Below are 15,575 nucleotides of genomic sequence, written 5' to 3'. Positions count from 1 at the left end.
TAATTCTTGAATTTGTTTCTCATTTCTCTTTATGCGGTCTATATGTTTTGCCTTGCTTACCCATTTTGGAAGCACAGCGATTGCAGCAGTAGCGTTTGTCTGCACGGCGTCCGCTGATGAGAAAATAATTGTTGCATTCAGGATTGGCGCAGCGGTGGTATTCGCCCGGATTGAGCAGCAGCTGATACAAATCAAGATAAATTGCCTGCATAAGATAGCTGCATTGCCAAAGGCTGGTAAATTTTTCTTGCGCCAGGTCCATTTGCGGTCTGGCGGTATAGATATTATCGTTGATGATATCGAGCAGGACGCGTCTGGCAAAAGTGTGGTCAAGGCTTATGCTTGGAATATCTTCAGCGAGAATTATAGCAGTAAGCTGTTTCTTCGTCAGCAGGTCCTTGTCATAATCAGCAAGTGTGTGCAGCATATGCTTGTCTACGACTGCGAGAAAGTCTTGCAGCTGGCAGGCGTAGTCTGCATCTGCTTTACGGATATTCTTGAGCAGCTGTGTGTGCGAAATGCGCTTGTGCGTAGCAAAGTATTCTGCTGCCTTGAGCGTAGGTGTTTTGATGCGCGGCAGCAGGTAGTGAATGCCTCGTGCGCTGTAATGCAGCAGGTAGGCAAGCGCATAGATAACGCCTGCCTGTGTCCCTTCGTGTCGGAAGAGATAGCTTTGGACAATAAGCAGGTTGCGGACGATTTTGACGCAGCGGACAAAAAGGCGCAGGCTCATAATGTCCATTTCGTCTACTTCGAACAGTGTGTAATTCAAGGTAACCTCGGCATCATTGGCAGCGTAGTCTTTTTCTACAAGGATATCTCCCATAAAAAGGGTAGTGTCGATAAAACTGAAATCGTTGATGATCACAGAATGATTTTCGTCATCAAGATGTGCACGTTTCTCAAGGCAGCGCTGCGAAGAATAGGGCAGGCCATAGGCATTGCAGAAGGCAAGCACCTGCTTTTTATCATTTTCGTCAATATTGGCGAAGGCTATAGCTAGGGAAGAAGCTGCCGCACCTTCATCACTTTGTGAAGCGATAGTTTGCGTATGAAAGGGGCCTTGGGCGCAGATAAAGTCGTCCTGACCGTTAAAAAAGCGGCGAATTTGATAATTGCCGCAGATATTGTTGGTGAAGAATTTGGGAATCACTGGCGCCGGAAAGGCGCGTTGCATTGTTGTCATAGGTATAACCTCGCAAAATCTAAAATCTTATGTTGCTAGCAGATGCTGATGTTTTGTCGGCATCTGCTTTTTCGTCATTATAATATTACAAAAAAGAAATTTTATCATGGTATTATTGTTTCTGCCTTCATCTTATACTAAAAGCAGGCGGTGGTCAAGTAAGCTTGTGGATTTTATGTCAAATATATTCCATATATATAAAATCTAAAGCACCGCAAGAGCCATCTTTTTAGTGCATAATAGAAGGGAAGAGATAAGAAGTGATGCTTTTTGTTTGAAGAAAAATATAAAACTATTGGCTTAAATATTATGTATTATCGCAGGGCATTGAGTCTGACGCAGAGCGAGCTGGCGGAGAAAGCCCAAATGTCAAGGGCGCGCGTCTCGGATATTGAATGCGGCAAGGGACCGTTTAATATGGAGTCTATATTTTTGCTGGCGCAGGCCCTGGGGGTTGACCCGGTGCGGCTTCTGCAGGAGAGAAAGTAAGAAGCAGCGGCAATAAAAAATATTAGAGGGAGGCAGATATTATGTCAAAGTATTGTATTAAGTGTGGAGCCGAAATTGACGACCAGGGAAGGTTTTGTCCGGTATGCGGGACAGATCAGTTACCAAAGATTGAGCCGACAAATGTAATTTGCCCTAAGTGCGGTACAACTTATCCTATTGGTGTCAAATTTTGCACAAAATGTGGTTTTCATTTGGGAAAAGCTCATAGCAATGATAATCCCAAGGATTTTAAAGAAATCTTCAGCAGACTTTTTGGCAATAATCCCGAGCGTAAACCTGCTTTGAATAAGGAGATTTTTAAAGAGCAGTTTTTGAGCTTTGAGGGACGCATCAATAGATTGGATTATTTCCTCAAGAGCATGAGTAGTTGTTTGGTGTTTTTTATTATCGCCTGCATCATCGACGAATTTGTAGATGATTACTATATGGAAGCAATTGATTATCTGGCTTGCTTCATAGGCTTAATAGCTTTTACTCTATTGGTTTGGATAAATAGTGCTATATCGGTTCGTCGCTTGCACGATTTGGACAAAGATGGCTTATTAGTATTATTAACCTTTGTGCCACTGCTCAATGGCTTTTTTGAGTTGTATTTATTGTTTGCGCCTGGTACGGTAGGTGATAATCGCTACGGAGCAGATCCTTTGCAATAGTACCCAATTTTCTAAAACATTTAACTGGAAAAGTTATACAAGGAGGTCATAGTGTGAAAAAGCTGTTTTTTTATGCAATGCTTATCTTAACAGTGGTGCTTACCGGTTGTGGTAAGTCAGAAGAGCAAAAAATACATTCCATGTATCTTAACAACAGTACGAAGGTTGCTGAGATGGAAACAGAGCAGGCTCAGGCCATGCTGGAAAATCGCAATATTGATAAACAGAAAATGCTCAAGCAGATTAAGAGTTTAATTGAAGAAAATGAAAAGAATATCACCAAGCTGAGTGATGAAAAATATGATGAAGCGAAGGCCAATGAGAGCGTTAGGGATTTCAACAAGAAAATGATGGAAAGCAAGGATAATGGTCCTTCTAAAAAGGATGGAGAGAAAGCCATCAAACGCTACCAAATAGCTAATTACGCCAAAAGCGTGAAGGATTATCTGCAGGCTTATAATGTTTACCTTAAGAGAGTTTGCTCTAATATGGAAAAATATTCTGGCGATAATGGACCAATGGAAATGGAAGCCTTTGAAAAGGTAGAATTCCAAAATGCTGTTTTGCAGCACGATTTAAACTGGTATGGCATGGCTAATGATGGTGAATTTCATAAGGGAGCCGCTTATTTAGATTGCAGTGGCGCTTCTTATCGAGTTCAACAAATTGGTGATACCAAGCTAGGCTTTGCCGTGCTTGAACGACGCAAGCTTGATGATTGGGTTTATAGTGTAACGATAGCTTTTACGAATATGAGCAAAAATGAAACAATAGACCTTGATAAGCTTGCTGTTAACCTGAGAATTGGCAATGACTTGCTAACGCCTAAAAAATTTAATGTTATTACTTTTGGCGATCGTAATGATTTAAAAGGCTTCAAATTGAATTCTAAGCAAGTTTTGACAGTAGAGTGCCAATATTTCTTAGAGAGTAAATACAAGGACTTTAATTTACACTGGACTCAGTTAGAATTAGATAATGGTAAAGGCAAGCTGCTCATCAATACAGGTGCCTATAAATATAATGTGCAAGGCATTTTAAACATGCAGCAGGAAGAGAATCATAGTAAAGCAACTACATACAGCAATAACAATGCAAATAGCAGTGTTAATAGCAGTGGACCGCGTTATAATTTATATCATCCGCAAGCGTTTTTGAATGGCGATAAATATATACCGGAGGTATTCCAACGACAGGGAGCACATCGTTATGTTGATTGTCGCAGTGCAAAAATTATCTCGCGCAATAATGGCCAAACGATTGTGGAATATGACATGATTGTAACAAGTAGCACTGGGCAGCAAAGTCGACAGCAATGTATTGTAGGTCTGCTTACTGGTAAAGGCTATGTTGTTCAAGGTCGGGCGGATGATGGTTCGTGGCATCCTATGGATAGGACAACTGCTTCGCTGGCCGGCTATAACGCTGGTTTAGTATTGATTGATTATTTACAGTTATAAGGTAACAGGCAGGGCTGCGTCTTGCAGTCCTGCTAAAAATTTATTTAACATGTTGAACTTTAAATGTATTCATATTCATGTGGTAAATGGGTAATTTGACGTGAGGTTAAGAGAATAACGCACCATAACTTCTTATCAAAATCATGGCGGAAATATAAATTACGTAAGCACCTTGCCAAGCTTAATAGGTAAAGCGCAAGAAATTAAACTATATGTAAAATTGTGAAAAAATTGTGCAAAGATATGAAATTGATAATGTGCGATAATATAGTGGGAAAGGGAGCTAATGCTAATTATTCGCACAGAGATATAAGAAAATAGGCACTAAGATGCCTTACTTGCAGGCAATTGAAGAGTTTGATATAGGAACAGGGTGCTAGGAAGCTGAGGATTACGATGAGTGAAATAATAGCAACGGCAATAAATACTTCTTTATAAATTTTGGAGGCAGCATATGAGTGATAAGATAAAGCGTAGTCAGGTAGATGATATTAACAGACGCAACAATGCGGCTGACAGCTATAAAAACAGATCCTTTGGCAATAAAAAAAGTATAACTGACGAATATACGGGTAAGAGAATTTTTTATAATGCTAATAAGCATATTAATGAAAAGCAATCAAACGTTGACCACATTGTTCCGTTAGATGAGCAAATCAGGCGTTATGGTTCTGATTTGACGCCGGAGCAGATAAGAACAATGGCTAATGCTGATGCAAACCTTGCTAATACCAATGCTTCGCTGAACAAGTCCAAGGGTGCGCTGAATAACCATGAGTATATAGCAAAAAAATATACTGAAGCAGGCGCTGCGCAAATTAATGATGTATCAGAGACTTTATTTGGCAAGAAAATCTTCAAGACAAATAAAAAAGCTGTTGACTGCCCGGATGCTGTGACGAGCGTTAATATGCTGAAAGAAGAAGTGAAGGCAGAGGCGCATATACGGACACAGGCGACTAAGTATAAAATAGAAAATACGGTTAATGAAATAAAAAACAGCAAAGTTATCAGTTCTAAGTTGGATGCAGTTGCGCCATCGGTCAAGAAGGCAACTGCTGCCGGCAGTGAAGCAGCCTTTGTAACTGCAACTGTTTCCAGCTTGACCAACCTTGTGGGCGTGGTGAAAGGTGAACAGGACATTAAGCAGGCTGTAAAAAATGTCGGGAAGGATACTGTAAGGAGCTTTGGCAGTGCTGCCAGTATTTCGGTAGTACAGGATGGCGTTGTCGCAGTAGCGAAAAAGGCTGGGGCAAAGGATTTTGCCAAGCTAGCAGGAAAAAATTTGCCGATTATGCAGCTGACGATGGCTGTAGAAATAGGTGGCATTGTGGCGAACTATTTAGATGGCAATATCAGCGGCGAAGAATGCTCTGCGCAAATTGTTTGCGGTACTGCCGGTGTATTGGCAGCGAATATGGCGTTTGCCTTGGGCGGACCGGTGGCGGCAGTGGTTACTTCCCTGGTTGTGGGGGAAATAACCAGAGCGGTCACTAAATATCAGATGGAACGCAGGCTGGATAAAAAACGTCAGGCGGAATTTAAGCATATTATTAATACTGCGCTGCAAAGTCTGGCGCAGCAAAAGCAGCGTATTGATGAATACAATAAAGCAAAAGCTGCATATATGACAGCGGCCTTTGACGGTGGCTTTGAGCTTGTTATGCAGGGAGTTTATGCAGTAGATGAAAAAGCGATTACCCAAGGCCTGAATAATATTCTGGCGGTGTTTAACAAAAAATGTGCTTTTCAGTCACTGGAGGAGTTTAATAGTTTTTTTGACGATAAAGATGCGGTGCTGACATTATGAAGGGGGCAGATGATATGATCGGACTGGTACTTGGGGCAGTTTTGGGCAGCGGCCTTTATGGCGCAGAAAAATCAATGCAGATAGATAGCAGGACGAGAAAGCGTTATGCTAAAGCTTTTGCGATGGAGCAAGAAGCTCACAGGCTGGTGGAAGCAAAGAAGCAGGCAGCAGATAATGCTATGAAAAAGCTTTCCAACCGTAAGCGTTCAATATTGATTACTTCAATGCAGAATTTTGTTGCTGTGTACAGCAAGAACAGGAGAAAATACTTGCCAGTTATCAGGAGGACGTTTCTAAATATGCCAGCAATACAGAGAAGCCTAAGGTAAAAAATTGCTATTTTTCTATTCCTAAGCAGTTGGCTAAAGAAAACAAAAAATTTCAGTTCTCTGTTGTAGAGAAAAAGGGAACGGCTCGTAAATTTGAAAATAGCATTAAGTGGCTACGGGATGCAAATCTTGTTTATTTGTGTTATAACGTTAGCACGCCTGCTTTTCCTTTAGCTGCTTATGAAAAGAAAGACTTCTATACGGCAAAAATGCCGATAAATGCGGTAAATACGGCACTTTCCAAAGGGTCATGGTGTTTGGTTGGTGTTTGAATTTAAGTGACACAGTAATACAATGTTAAACGATATTCGCATAAGGTAGCGACTGCATCACAGATGAAAAATTGTGATAGAATGTGTGAGCGGAGAAATGAACATAATAGTGCATAAGTTATGGATTGGTCATCTCATATAATCTTGACCTTCAAATGCTATGAACTGTGCTGAAATTATTCGACTTGCATTGATAAAGTTCGCCTAAAGGTATATAATGTGTTTATATCTTGGCAAAGTGGATGAAAATCCATGACGCAAAACTATAGGGCCTGTAAAATGGCAGCCAGTTGCACGTTGACAGTAAGAATTGCCGAAATATATGGCAGTGCTTTTTTGCTTTTAAGCGAGGTAGATAAAATGATTGAGGGTTATACCACAATAAAAAACATAGCTGAAAAATGGGGTATAACACCAAGGCGAGTTCAAGTGATGTATTCTCGGGATAAAATTCCGGGAGCAGTAAAGTTTGGACGTGATTGGGCTATACCTGCAGATGCGGAAAAAACAGAAGACAGTAGAATTACCACTGGCGAGTATAGGAATTGGCGAAAAAAAGAAGAAAATAGCTTGGAATGACAGTATGTGTCACTGCTGCAGGATATAATTATGTAAAAGTGTATAAGGAGAGGGTCTTATGGAAAACAAGAAAAAATTTTTAGATGCAATGGAATCTGACATTATGAATGCAGATATTCCAGATTCAGAAAAGAATAAATTGATGAAAAATTTCCTGCATCTTAAGCAGCAAAAAATCAATCTTATGATTACTGGTGCTACGGGATGCGGAAAGAGTTCAACTATAAATGCATTATTTAATACTGAAGTTGCTAAAGTCGGTGTGGGTGTAGATCCTGAAACTATGGAAATTACACGTTATGATTTGGACAATCTGGTATTGTGGGATAGTCCGGGACTTGGTGATGGGAAAGAAGCGGATAATCGTCATGCAAAAAATATCATCAAAAAACTGAATGAGCGTGATGAAAATGGAAATCTGTTGATTGACTTAGTTCTTGTTATTTTGGATGGAAGTACAAGAGACTTAGGCACATCGTATGAATTGATTAACAGCGTTATTGTACCTAATTTAGGTGAAGATAAAGAAGGCAGAATCCTTATTGCTATTAATCAGGCTGATGTGGCGATGAAAGGAAGATATTGGAACTATGAGGAAAATAAACCCGAGCCTCCGTTGATTAAATTCCTTGAAGATAAGGTAGTATCTGTTCAAAAACGAATTAAAGAAGGTACTGGGATTGATGTCACACCAATTTATTACAGTGCTGGATTTAAAGAAGAAGGTATGGAACAATGCAGACCATATAACCTTTCAAAATTGTTGTATTATATCATCAAGTTTACTCCAAAGGAGAAGAGACTGTCCTTTGTCGAAAACATTAATCGTAGTGAGGAAATGTGGAAAGACAATGACGATTTAAAGGATTATCGCAAGGGAATTTTGGAAGAACTTGGCGAAACAGTTACTGACTGTGCGACTCAAGGTGCTGATGTCGGAGGAGCCATCGGCTCAATATTTGGTGGTGCAGGAGAAGCCGCAGGACGTGCTATCGGTGGTGTTGTTGGAACTGTTGTTGGTGTGGTAAAAGCAGTAGGTAAAATTTTTGGTGGCGGAAGTAGAAGTAGTGGTGGTGGCGGTGGTTGCTACATTACAACCGCTATTTGCGAAGAATACGGAAAACCTGATGATTGTTATGAACTGACAGCATTTAGAGGTTTCCGAGATAATTGGCTCATTAATCAACCAGACGGAAAAGAGCTTATTGATAGGTATTACAAGACAGCTCCTGCGGTTGTTGAGTTGATAAACAATCAGAAAAATCGTACAGAAATATATCGTCATCTTAATGATAATTATCTTGCAAAATGTTTGGGGTACATCGAGGTGGGCGAAAATGAAAAATGCAAGGACTTGTATGTTGAGATGATGGAGTATTTGTATGAGGAGCAGAGAAAATGGCAATAAATTTCAGCACTTATAGAACAACCGATATTGATGATAATTTACGAAAAATGCAGATACGACCACTTGACGTAATGGTCACTGGAGTTACTGGAGCTGGAAAGTCAACCACTTTAAACGCATTTTTTCAAAGAACTGTTGCTAAAGTTGGCGATGGTGTCGACCCTGAAACTATGGAACTGGATGCATACAAATTGAATGATTTTTTTCGAGTATGGGATACACCTGGATTGGGTGATGGTGTTGCTATAGACCAAATTCATAAAAAGAAAATGACAGAGCTACTGTATAAAACTTATTCTGTTGATGGAATAACATACGGTTTTATTGATATGGTTATTGTTATTGTGGAGGGTTCTAATAGGGATATGGGTACAACATATACTTTACTCAATGAAGTCGTCGTTCCCAATATCCAAAAAGAAAGGATTTTCGTAATCATTAATCAAGCTGATGTGGCTATGAAAGGTCGACATTGGAATCATTCTACTCGAACACCAGATTCACAATTGATTACCTTTCTTGAGGAACAGGCAATGTCTATTCAGAAAAGAGTACGAGAAGCTACAGGAATTAATATTATGAAACCGGTGTATTATTCTGCTGAATATGGGTGGAATGTTCAAGCAGTGTTTGATTTTATTATTGATCATATGCCACCTCAAAGAAGACCATTGATAAAATAGGAGGATATTGCATGAGAAATAGTATTTTAGAGTCTATCTCAAGTGAAATTGAAGCCGATAATAATCAAGTAATATCAGATAGAGATATTCTGCTGAAAAATATTGAACAATTAAAACAACAAAAACTAAATATTTTGTTTGTTGGAGCAACTGGTGTTGGGAAAAGTTCAACGATCAATGCGATTTTTAATACTGAGGTTGCGAAGGTTGGGTATAGTGTTGACCCTGAAACAGCAACCATCCAGAAATTTGAAATTGACAACATGGTTTTATGGGATACCCCTGGTTTGGGAGACAATCCTGAAAAAGATAAACGATATGCAGTTGAAATTGCAAATGCGTTGAAAGCCAAAGATAATAACGGTCAGTTGGTCGTGGATGAGGTGGTTGTTCTTATTGACGGCTCAAATCGAGATATGAAAACTGCGTATGAAGTAATTGAAAATGTCATTGTACCGTTCATTGGGGATACCAAGCGTATTATTATTGCAATTAATCAATGTGATATGGCACTCAAAGGACGTTACTGGAATTATGATGTAAAACAACCGGAAGAACAATTGGTTTCCTTTTTAAATGAAAAGGTTCTCTCGGTAAAAAACAGAATTATGGAGTCTACTGGAATTTCTACACAACCAATATATTACTCTGCTTTGCATCACTACAATATTTCTAAGCTGTTGCTGACAATGTTGCGAGGAATGCCAGAAAACAAGCGCTTTTTGTTTACAGACAGCTTAAATAAAAACCCAGAGATCTGGAAAAAGAACGATGAAATCGAAGACTATAATGTTGAAATTCAGCAAGAAATAAAAGGTTCCTTGTCAAAAGCACTTGCTGGGGCTGCAAAAGGCGCTGTAGCTGGGGCAACTGTTGGTAGATTAATTCCTGTCATTGGACCGGTAGTAGGTGCCGCCGTAGGTGCGGTCTTGGGATTTTTAGGTGGATTGGTGGATTAATGCTGTTTGCAATTATAAATTTAAGAGGAAGGGAGTGATTGGGTGAAGACATCGTTATTTGACAGCATTAAAAACGGAAACAGCGGCTATCCATTGACGGATGCATATAATACTAATCATCGTTTCTATTCTGATTTTATAGAGATGATGGATTATTTCAAAGCAAAATTATCAAAATCTCAATATAGTGATATCGAGAAGAAAATACTTTCTGGTAGTTCACAAGATGAGCAGTCTTATCTACAGTGTATGTGTGAATTGTCGGTCATATATTATGTAATGAGAAAATGCTGTTTGTCAGATAGTTTTAAATATGAACCTAAATATAATGGGGGTTATAATCCAGAATGTGCATCTGATTATAACGGAAAAACCATAAACATTGAAGTAAAATGCCCTAATATGTGTAAACGCATGGGAATTGAATCTCATGACACATTAAAACTATCTTTTGCCGAACGTATACCTGATGAGTTTAATTATAAAAGCATAATAAATAACTTGACGCAGGTTTTGATGCCGTCTTTGCAAAACAGTCAATATTCAGGAATAGAAGCCGTTCCGAGATTAGACAACAAGCTTAAAGATTACTTAGAACATTCACAAAAAAAGTTTCCGTTTGGTGATAACTATTTCAATATTTTAGTCATTACACTTGAAACCACTCAAGATTTAGATGAATGGTATGGCTATCTCTTGGGCGATAATGGCGCTTTTACTTCTAACAGTTATATAAAATCAAATTATGAACGAGTAGATGCAGTGCTTCTTTGCACACCTGTATGTGGATTTAAAAGATGGAAACAGTATACGGATATAAATATCTGGAAATTAGAGGAGACGATTAATCTATTAATACTGAACCCAAGGGAAGAGTGTACAATTGACAAAACTGGATTATCAGAAAAAGGAAAGTTTTATTTTAAAAATGCACTTAAAATGTTTGGACCTCTTACGGAAGCGTTTTTATGCTTTCAACAGGATTTAGATGCAAAGCAAACACCAGTTATCTCTCAGCTACATCCAGAAGACAAGTATTTCTCTTTTAAAGAAAATGATATTTGTATATGCTCATTGTTTATTGAATATCTAAAAAATAATTCAAATAAATCAACTGAATTGTAATTTATTTCCACACTCCGTTCCACTAAGGGTTACGGAGTGATTTTTTTGAAGTTTTGAAGTTTTATTCGTCACTGATGAACCTCGACAGAGCAAGAAATGTTCCGTAAGAGTACTGTCAATAGTTTTGCGCAAATTTCTTCAGACATCCTAGCAGAAGTTTAGTTATATAAGTTTAACGATTAGTGCACTTCACCGTTAAATATCAACTAGCTTCTGCTTGAGATACCTTTGCTTATTAAGTTAGCTGAATTTAAGATATTTTTACTTCGCAATACAGTTCTTCGGCAAGCATATCTGTTAGATGTTTCATCTTCAAGTAACGTTTTTGGCCCCAATCATTGCTTGCTATATAACGCAATCTTGCACATACAAGCATCAATGCTGATTCACCATTAGGAAACGTGCCAATCACTCTTGTGCGACGCTTTATTTTTCTGTTTACACGTTCAATAACGTTATTGGTACGTATACGCAGCCAATGCTCTGACGGAAAATCCATATAGGTCAAGGTTTCCTCTAAACCATTTTCTAGTTTGTCGGCAGCCTTGTTAAGTTTCATCTCACGTAACCTGGAAATTACTGATTTTGCCTTTTCTTTAGCTGCTGCTTTATTCTCCTGAGCATGAATTGCTTTGAGCATCTTGGCAACTTACTTGACAGTTTTATATTACGGTACATATGCACCGTGCAGCGTTGGTATCTGGCATTTGGAAACACTTCACCTATGCTTTCTACCATGCCTAAATTTTTATCGCCAATTATAAGTTTTACGCCATCTAAGCCACGGCTTTTCAGCCATACAAAGAAATTTTTCCAGCTTTCGGTATCTTCTTTAAGGCCCTCGGCTGTACCTATAACTTCTCTGTATCCATCTTCAGTGACACCAATAGCAACTAATACAGAGGCGTTTTCAAAGGATCCACCCCAACATCTTTTTAGAAAAATACCGTCTACAAAGACATAGGGGTACTTTTCTGTAAGCTTCCTGGAGCGCCATTCTTCAATTTGAGCAAAGCATTTTTGATTCAGATTGCTAATGGTTCCGGCTGAAACCTTCTGTCCCCAGAGAATCTCTGTAATACTTTCAACACGACGCATAGAAACGCCGGCAAGATACATTTCTACCAAGGCTTCTTCCACAGAGCATTCACGTCTTTGGTAACGCTGAATAATAGCAGACTCAAAGGTGAGACCCTTTAATTTAGGTACTTTTAAAGTAACGTCACCAGCTTGTGTAGAGAATGATCTTTCGTAATGTCCGGCACGATAACCTTTTCTTGTTTGCTCACGTGCGTAGCGTTCAGCTTGTACAAGTTTGTCAGCTTCAGCGTCCGAAAGAGCATTGAGAGTTTCTTCTACACTATTTTTTACAATAGTTTTCAATTCGTTGTGGATAAATTGCTCGTTTAATTGTATAATGTTACCAGACATAGATTCTACCTTCTTTCAAGTTTTGTGTGGTAACTTAATTGTAAGCAAAGGTAGTCTCTATGTCTATCTTTTTGAATTGAATTTGCGCAACTTATTATATGTTATCGGTAAGTAAGGAAGTTTACAGCATTTATGTCAAATATATTCCACATATATAAAATCTAAAGCACCGCACGAGACACCGTTTTAGTGCATAATATAAGGTGAGAGATAAGGAGTGGTACTTTTTGTTTGAAGAAAAATATAAAACTATTAACAAGATAATTAGTTTGGAGGGACAGAAGATGCAAACTCATACTAAGTTTTGACATAGAACCACAATATGTTATATTAATATTAGGATTGTTGTATAATGAAATTACATACCTGAAAAATTGAATACTCAAACTTCCCACGGCAAAACATCCTTTGCTGTTAACAAAGGCATTGATTACCTAAAGGAATACTATGGTACTAAATTCAGTCAGGTGTTTAAGACAATTACTAGCGATAATGGAAGTGAATTCGCAGAACTCTCGCAAAAAGAGACTGACACTTCTACAAATATATACTGCGCACATCCTTACAGTTCTTGTGAAAGAGGAAGTAATGAGTGCTATAATGGCTTGCTTAGAAGATTCATTCGTAAAGGCAAGAGGATTAACAATTATAGCTACGAAGCTAATATGTTTATAGCTGGTTAGTGTTATTTACTTCCAAGGAAGATTCTGGTATATAAAACTCCAGATGAACTATGTGACCTTGAATTGGATAAGATCTATGCATCCTAATCTTTAAAAAGTGTGCAACGTCTTATTGCAATTTAGATATATTTATATTACAATGTAATCAGAAAGGATTGGTGTTTTATCATGGAAACTAATGTAATTAATGAGCAGAGTGACAGTGTTGTAATTTCAAGTGAAGCTGTATCTGAGTTTTTAAGCTTCCTAGAGAAGAGAGAGGAGTATCTCAATACAGGATTGGGAGCTTTTCATACAGATGATCATAGTAACTGGTAAGAATTTTTCAGTTTAGTATTTACTTTGCAAAGTATAGAGCCAAATGGAAACATTTGGCTCTTCCTTTTTAATATTATGTTGGGGATGTTGTATATGAATGATGAAATGATGATTCCACAGAGGCAAAATGCTGCAGGCCATAAATCAATTACATTAAATGTGCCTGGAATTTTTTTGTTCTCTGATTTGATGTATAAGTTGCTAGATATTGTGTTTGACAAAACTGGGTATAAGATTCCTATTAAATATATGTATGGAGCACCTCAATTGAGATGGAATAATGGAAGGCTTATATTAAACAAGTATAATAATGATTTCTCTATGAGCGGAATTGAGAAAGAATTATACACATCAGTTGAAAAAGGAATTACTCCATTACTAACATTTTCAAATATTTATATAGACTCATTTGATTTAAAGGACAAAAAATGTAATCAGGTATTAGAGATATTGGATGAAATTGGTGGTGGAGCCATAATATCAAGTAGTGTTCTAAAAGATTATATTATGGAAAAATATTCAAACATAAAGATACATGCATCGGTAATTATGACAGCATTTGAGGACAATAGAACAAGTGCATATTACCAGCAGTTATCATCGGAATATGAAAAATATGTAATTCATCCAGATGATAATTTTGATTTAAAATTATTGAAAACTGTTCCTAAAAATAATGCTGAAATAATAGTAAATGAGCGTTGTAAAATTAACTGCAAGATTAGAAAAGAACATTATAAAGCAATTTCAAAAGAGCAAATTGCTCAGACAGAAAACAGATATATTGATAGCAAATTTTTAGATTCATGTGATATGATTCCTGAAATAAAGCAACAAAAATTAATGTTCAGGAATACTTCTTTGACAAATGAAGAAATATCAAATCTAATCAATATGGGATTTGATTTATTTAAATTGCAAGGAAGAACGGATAATCTTTATGTATTCTTCTTTGATTTACTCAGATATACATTGGATAATGATGTTGTTTTTCCTAATATTTTTCCCATTTTTTCATATCATATCGAAAAATATATAAAGGAGCAAAAGTAGGATAATGATAGATTTGTTTAATGAGAATAGTAATATAAATTTGATAATAAAAACAGCTGGAAATGCTTGCAATATCAATTGTGAATATTGTTTTGAACAAGCGAAAAGGGTTGCTCATGAAGCAATAACACCTGACATGTTAAAATCACTTATTGAAGGAATAAAAAATAATTGTTCAGTTGTTTTTCATGGGGGAGAGCCTTTAATTGTTGGGAAAAAGAAATTTTCAGAATTACTAGATGTTATTCGAGATTATTATCCCAATAAAGTTATTGCAGTTCGTATTCAGACAAATGGTACTTTATTAGATGAAGAGTGGATTGATTTAATTTTTGAACAGTATAAAGAGTTAGAAATAGAAATTGCAATAAGTTTGGATGGAACTGAAATAATGAACTCTCATAGAGTAGATTGTAATGGAAATAATACATTTACTAAAGTAGTACAAGCATATAGGTTGCTTAAAAAAAGAGACATTTCAGCGGGAATGCTTAGCGTTATTTCAAAACAATCATTACCATATTATCGTGAGTATATTGATATGATTAGAGAAATTCCCAATGTACGTTTTGTGAAGATAAATGCTCTTTTTAATGTTGAAAATAATAAACTTACTGAGGATAGTATTACACCAATGGAATATGCTGACTTTATAGAGAAAAGTGCATTTTACTATATTCAAACGGGACTATATAGAAGGATAGCCATTGAGCCATTACTAAGTATTATTCAGATAATCAATGGAAAGGAATCAAAATACTGCAATTACTCTAAGAGAAAATGCTTTAATTATATTAGTGTTTATCCTGATGGTAAAATAGGTCCATGTGACTGTTTTTCTGTAAATGAATTTGCCGTTTCAACAGTTAATGAACTTAACGAAAAAAGTTCTTTGGAACAACATATAAAGCAATCATTAAAAAATGAAAATGAATCTGTTTTACAGCAAATTATTTGTGAATGCGATGAATGTGATATACATGATTTTTGTAATGGAGGCTGTATCTCTCAAAGATATTATTTTAGAAATAATATAGAATTAAAAAAAGAATTTTGCGAATCTAAACACAAGTTATATGAGTGTTTTAAAAAACTAAAAATATAATAGAAGGTAAA

16 protein-coding genes, 1 pseudogene and 1 riboswitch are annotated in these 15,575 nt (G+C 37.1%); of the genes and pseudogenes, 15 read left to right on the top strand and 2 right to left on the bottom strand.

The window, feature by feature from the left end; translation table 11 throughout:
* Positions 1–19: 19 nt before the first annotated feature.
* On the bottom strand, positions 20–1,186 hold the full coding sequence (locus Q0612_RS10280; RefSeq protein WP_298884345.1) for a hypothetical protein: 1,167 nt from the start codon (positions 1,184–1,186) through the stop codon (positions 20–22).
* A gap of 270 nt (positions 1,187–1,456) precedes the next feature.
* Here Q0612_RS10280 and Q0612_RS10275 point away from each other — a divergent pair, with 270 nt between their 5' ends.
* The 11 genes from Q0612_RS10275 (at position 1,457) to Q0612_RS10225 (ending at position 10,974) form a co-directional block, all read left to right on the top strand.
* Positions 1,457–1,675, top strand: a complete 219-nt coding sequence (locus Q0612_RS10275; RefSeq protein WP_210685010.1) for a helix-turn-helix domain-containing protein — start codon at positions 1,457–1,459, stop codon at positions 1,673–1,675.
* Between the two features lie 41 nt (positions 1,676–1,716).
* Positions 1,717–2,349 (top strand): zinc-ribbon domain-containing protein, encoded by a 633-nt coding sequence (locus tag Q0612_RS10270; RefSeq protein WP_298884339.1) that lies wholly within the window; start codon positions 1,717–1,719, stop codon positions 2,347–2,349.
* Between the two features lie 53 nt (positions 2,350–2,402).
* Positions 2,403–3,809, top strand: coding sequence for a hypothetical protein (locus Q0612_RS10265; protein ID WP_298884336.1), 1,407 nt, complete (start codon positions 2,403–2,405; stop codon positions 3,807–3,809).
* A gap of 454 nt (positions 3,810–4,263) precedes the next feature.
* Positions 4,264–5,619, top strand: coding sequence for a hypothetical protein (locus Q0612_RS10260; protein ID WP_298884334.1), 1,356 nt, complete (start codon positions 4,264–4,266; stop codon positions 5,617–5,619).
* Positions 5,620–5,633: 14 nt separating this feature from the next.
* Positions 5,634–5,948 carry a hypothetical protein gene (locus Q0612_RS10255; protein WP_298884331.1) on the top strand — a complete coding sequence of 105 codons (315 nt, stop codon included), beginning with the start codon at positions 5,634–5,636 and terminating at the stop codon, positions 5,946–5,948.
* 29 nt (positions 5,949–5,977) lie between these two features.
* A complete protein-coding gene (locus Q0612_RS10250) occupies positions 5,978–6,220 on the top strand; it encodes a DUF4143 domain-containing protein (protein WP_249747703.1) in 243 nt (80 codons plus the stop codon).
* Between the two features lie 222 nt (positions 6,221–6,442).
* A riboswitch (cyclic di-GMP riboswitch) is annotated at positions 6,443–6,518 on the top strand.
* Positions 6,518–6,799: a hypothetical protein gene (locus tag Q0612_RS10245; RefSeq protein ID WP_277270361.1), complete on the top strand. Its 282-nt coding sequence runs from the start codon at positions 6,518–6,520 to the stop codon at positions 6,797–6,799. Its footprint overlaps the riboswitch before it by 1 nt.
* Positions 6,800–6,857: 58 nt before the next feature.
* Entirely contained in the window at positions 6,858–8,207 is a 1,350-nt protein-coding gene (locus tag Q0612_RS10240) for a GTPase family protein (RefSeq protein ID WP_277227913.1), read from the top strand.
* Positions 8,198–8,890 (top strand): GTPase family protein, encoded by a 693-nt coding sequence (locus Q0612_RS10235; RefSeq protein ID WP_249747707.1) that lies wholly within the window; start codon positions 8,198–8,200, stop codon positions 8,888–8,890. Before Q0612_RS10240 ends, Q0612_RS10235 begins: the two co-directional genes overlap by 10 nt.
* 11 nt (positions 8,891–8,901) lie before the next feature.
* Positions 8,902–9,849 carry a GTPase family protein gene (locus Q0612_RS10230; protein ID WP_249747708.1) on the top strand — a complete coding sequence of 316 codons (948 nt, stop codon included), beginning with the start codon at positions 8,902–8,904 and terminating at the stop codon, positions 9,847–9,849.
* Positions 9,850–9,891: 42 nt separating this feature from the next.
* Positions 9,892–10,974 (top strand): hypothetical protein, encoded by a 1,083-nt coding sequence (locus tag Q0612_RS10225; protein WP_249747709.1) that lies wholly within the window; start codon positions 9,892–9,894, stop codon positions 10,972–10,974.
* Positions 10,975–11,224: 250 nt separating this feature from the next.
* On the opposite strand, the pseudogene Q0612_RS10220 reads toward Q0612_RS10225, so the two are convergent.
* Positions 11,225–12,405, bottom strand: a pseudogene (locus Q0612_RS10220) (IS256 family transposase).
* Positions 12,406–12,779: 374 nt separating this feature from the next.
* Here Q0612_RS10220 and Q0612_RS10215 point away from each other — a divergent pair.
* The 4 genes from Q0612_RS10215 to Q0612_RS10200 all read left to right on the top strand — a co-directional run bounded on the left by Q0612_RS10215 (position 12,780) and on the right by Q0612_RS10200 (position 15,564).
* Positions 12,780–13,088, top strand: coding sequence for an IS30 family transposase (locus tag Q0612_RS10215; protein WP_298884319.1), 309 nt, complete (start codon positions 12,780–12,782; stop codon positions 13,086–13,088).
* A gap of 168 nt (positions 13,089–13,256) precedes the next feature.
* Positions 13,257–13,406, top strand: a complete 150-nt coding sequence (locus tag Q0612_RS10210; protein ID WP_298884317.1) for a hypothetical protein — start codon at positions 13,257–13,259, stop codon at positions 13,404–13,406.
* A gap of 93 nt (positions 13,407–13,499) precedes the next feature.
* Positions 13,500–14,459, top strand: coding sequence for a hypothetical protein (locus Q0612_RS10205; protein ID WP_298884315.1), 960 nt, complete (start codon positions 13,500–13,502; stop codon positions 14,457–14,459).
* Between the two features lie 4 nt (positions 14,460–14,463).
* Positions 14,464–15,564, top strand: coding sequence for a radical SAM/SPASM domain-containing protein (locus tag Q0612_RS10200; RefSeq protein ID WP_298884313.1), 1,101 nt, complete (start codon positions 14,464–14,466; stop codon positions 15,562–15,564).
* Positions 15,565–15,575 lie beyond the last annotated feature (11 nt).

The sequence above is a fragment of the uncultured Phascolarctobacterium sp. genome, from assembly GCF_937920985.1.
GTDB lineage: Bacteria > Bacillota > Negativicutes > Acidaminococcales > Acidaminococcaceae > Phascolarctobacterium_A.
The sequence above is the reverse complement of the archived record's forward strand: the minus strand, read 5'-3'. Positions and strand labels throughout refer to the sequence as shown.

Excerpts from the sequence above, each read along its gene's own strand:
- Q0612_RS10235 (WP_249747707.1), top strand. The coding sequence starts at position 8,198 with ATGGCAATAAATTTCAGCACTTATAGAACAACCGATATTGATGATAAT.
- Q0612_RS10270 (WP_298884339.1), top strand. The coding sequence starts at position 1,717 with ATGTCAAAGTATTGTATTAAGTGTGGAGCCGAAATTGACGACCAGGGA.
- Q0612_RS10255 (WP_298884331.1), top strand. The coding sequence starts at position 5,634 with ATGATCGGACTGGTACTTGGGGCAGTTTTGGGCAGCGGCCTTTATGGC.
- Q0612_RS10200 (WP_298884313.1), top strand. The coding sequence starts at position 14,464 with ATGATAGATTTGTTTAATGAGAATAGTAATATAAATTTGATAATAAAA.
- Q0612_RS10230 (WP_249747708.1), top strand. The coding sequence starts at position 8,902 with ATGAGAAATAGTATTTTAGAGTCTATCTCAAGTGAAATTGAAGCCGAT.
- Q0612_RS10260 (WP_298884334.1), top strand. The coding sequence starts at position 4,264 with ATGAGTGATAAGATAAAGCGTAGTCAGGTAGATGATATTAACAGACGC.
- Q0612_RS10205 (WP_298884315.1), top strand. The coding sequence starts at position 13,500 with ATGAATGATGAAATGATGATTCCACAGAGGCAAAATGCTGCAGGCCAT.
- Q0612_RS10240 (WP_277227913.1), top strand. The coding sequence starts at position 6,858 with ATGGAAAACAAGAAAAAATTTTTAGATGCAATGGAATCTGACATTATG.
- Q0612_RS10210 (WP_298884317.1), top strand. The coding sequence starts at position 13,257 with ATGGAAACTAATGTAATTAATGAGCAGAGTGACAGTGTTGTAATTTCA.
- Q0612_RS10280 (WP_298884345.1), bottom strand. The coding sequence starts at position 1,186 with ATGACAACAATGCAACGCGCCTTTCCGGCGCCAGTGATTCCCAAATTC.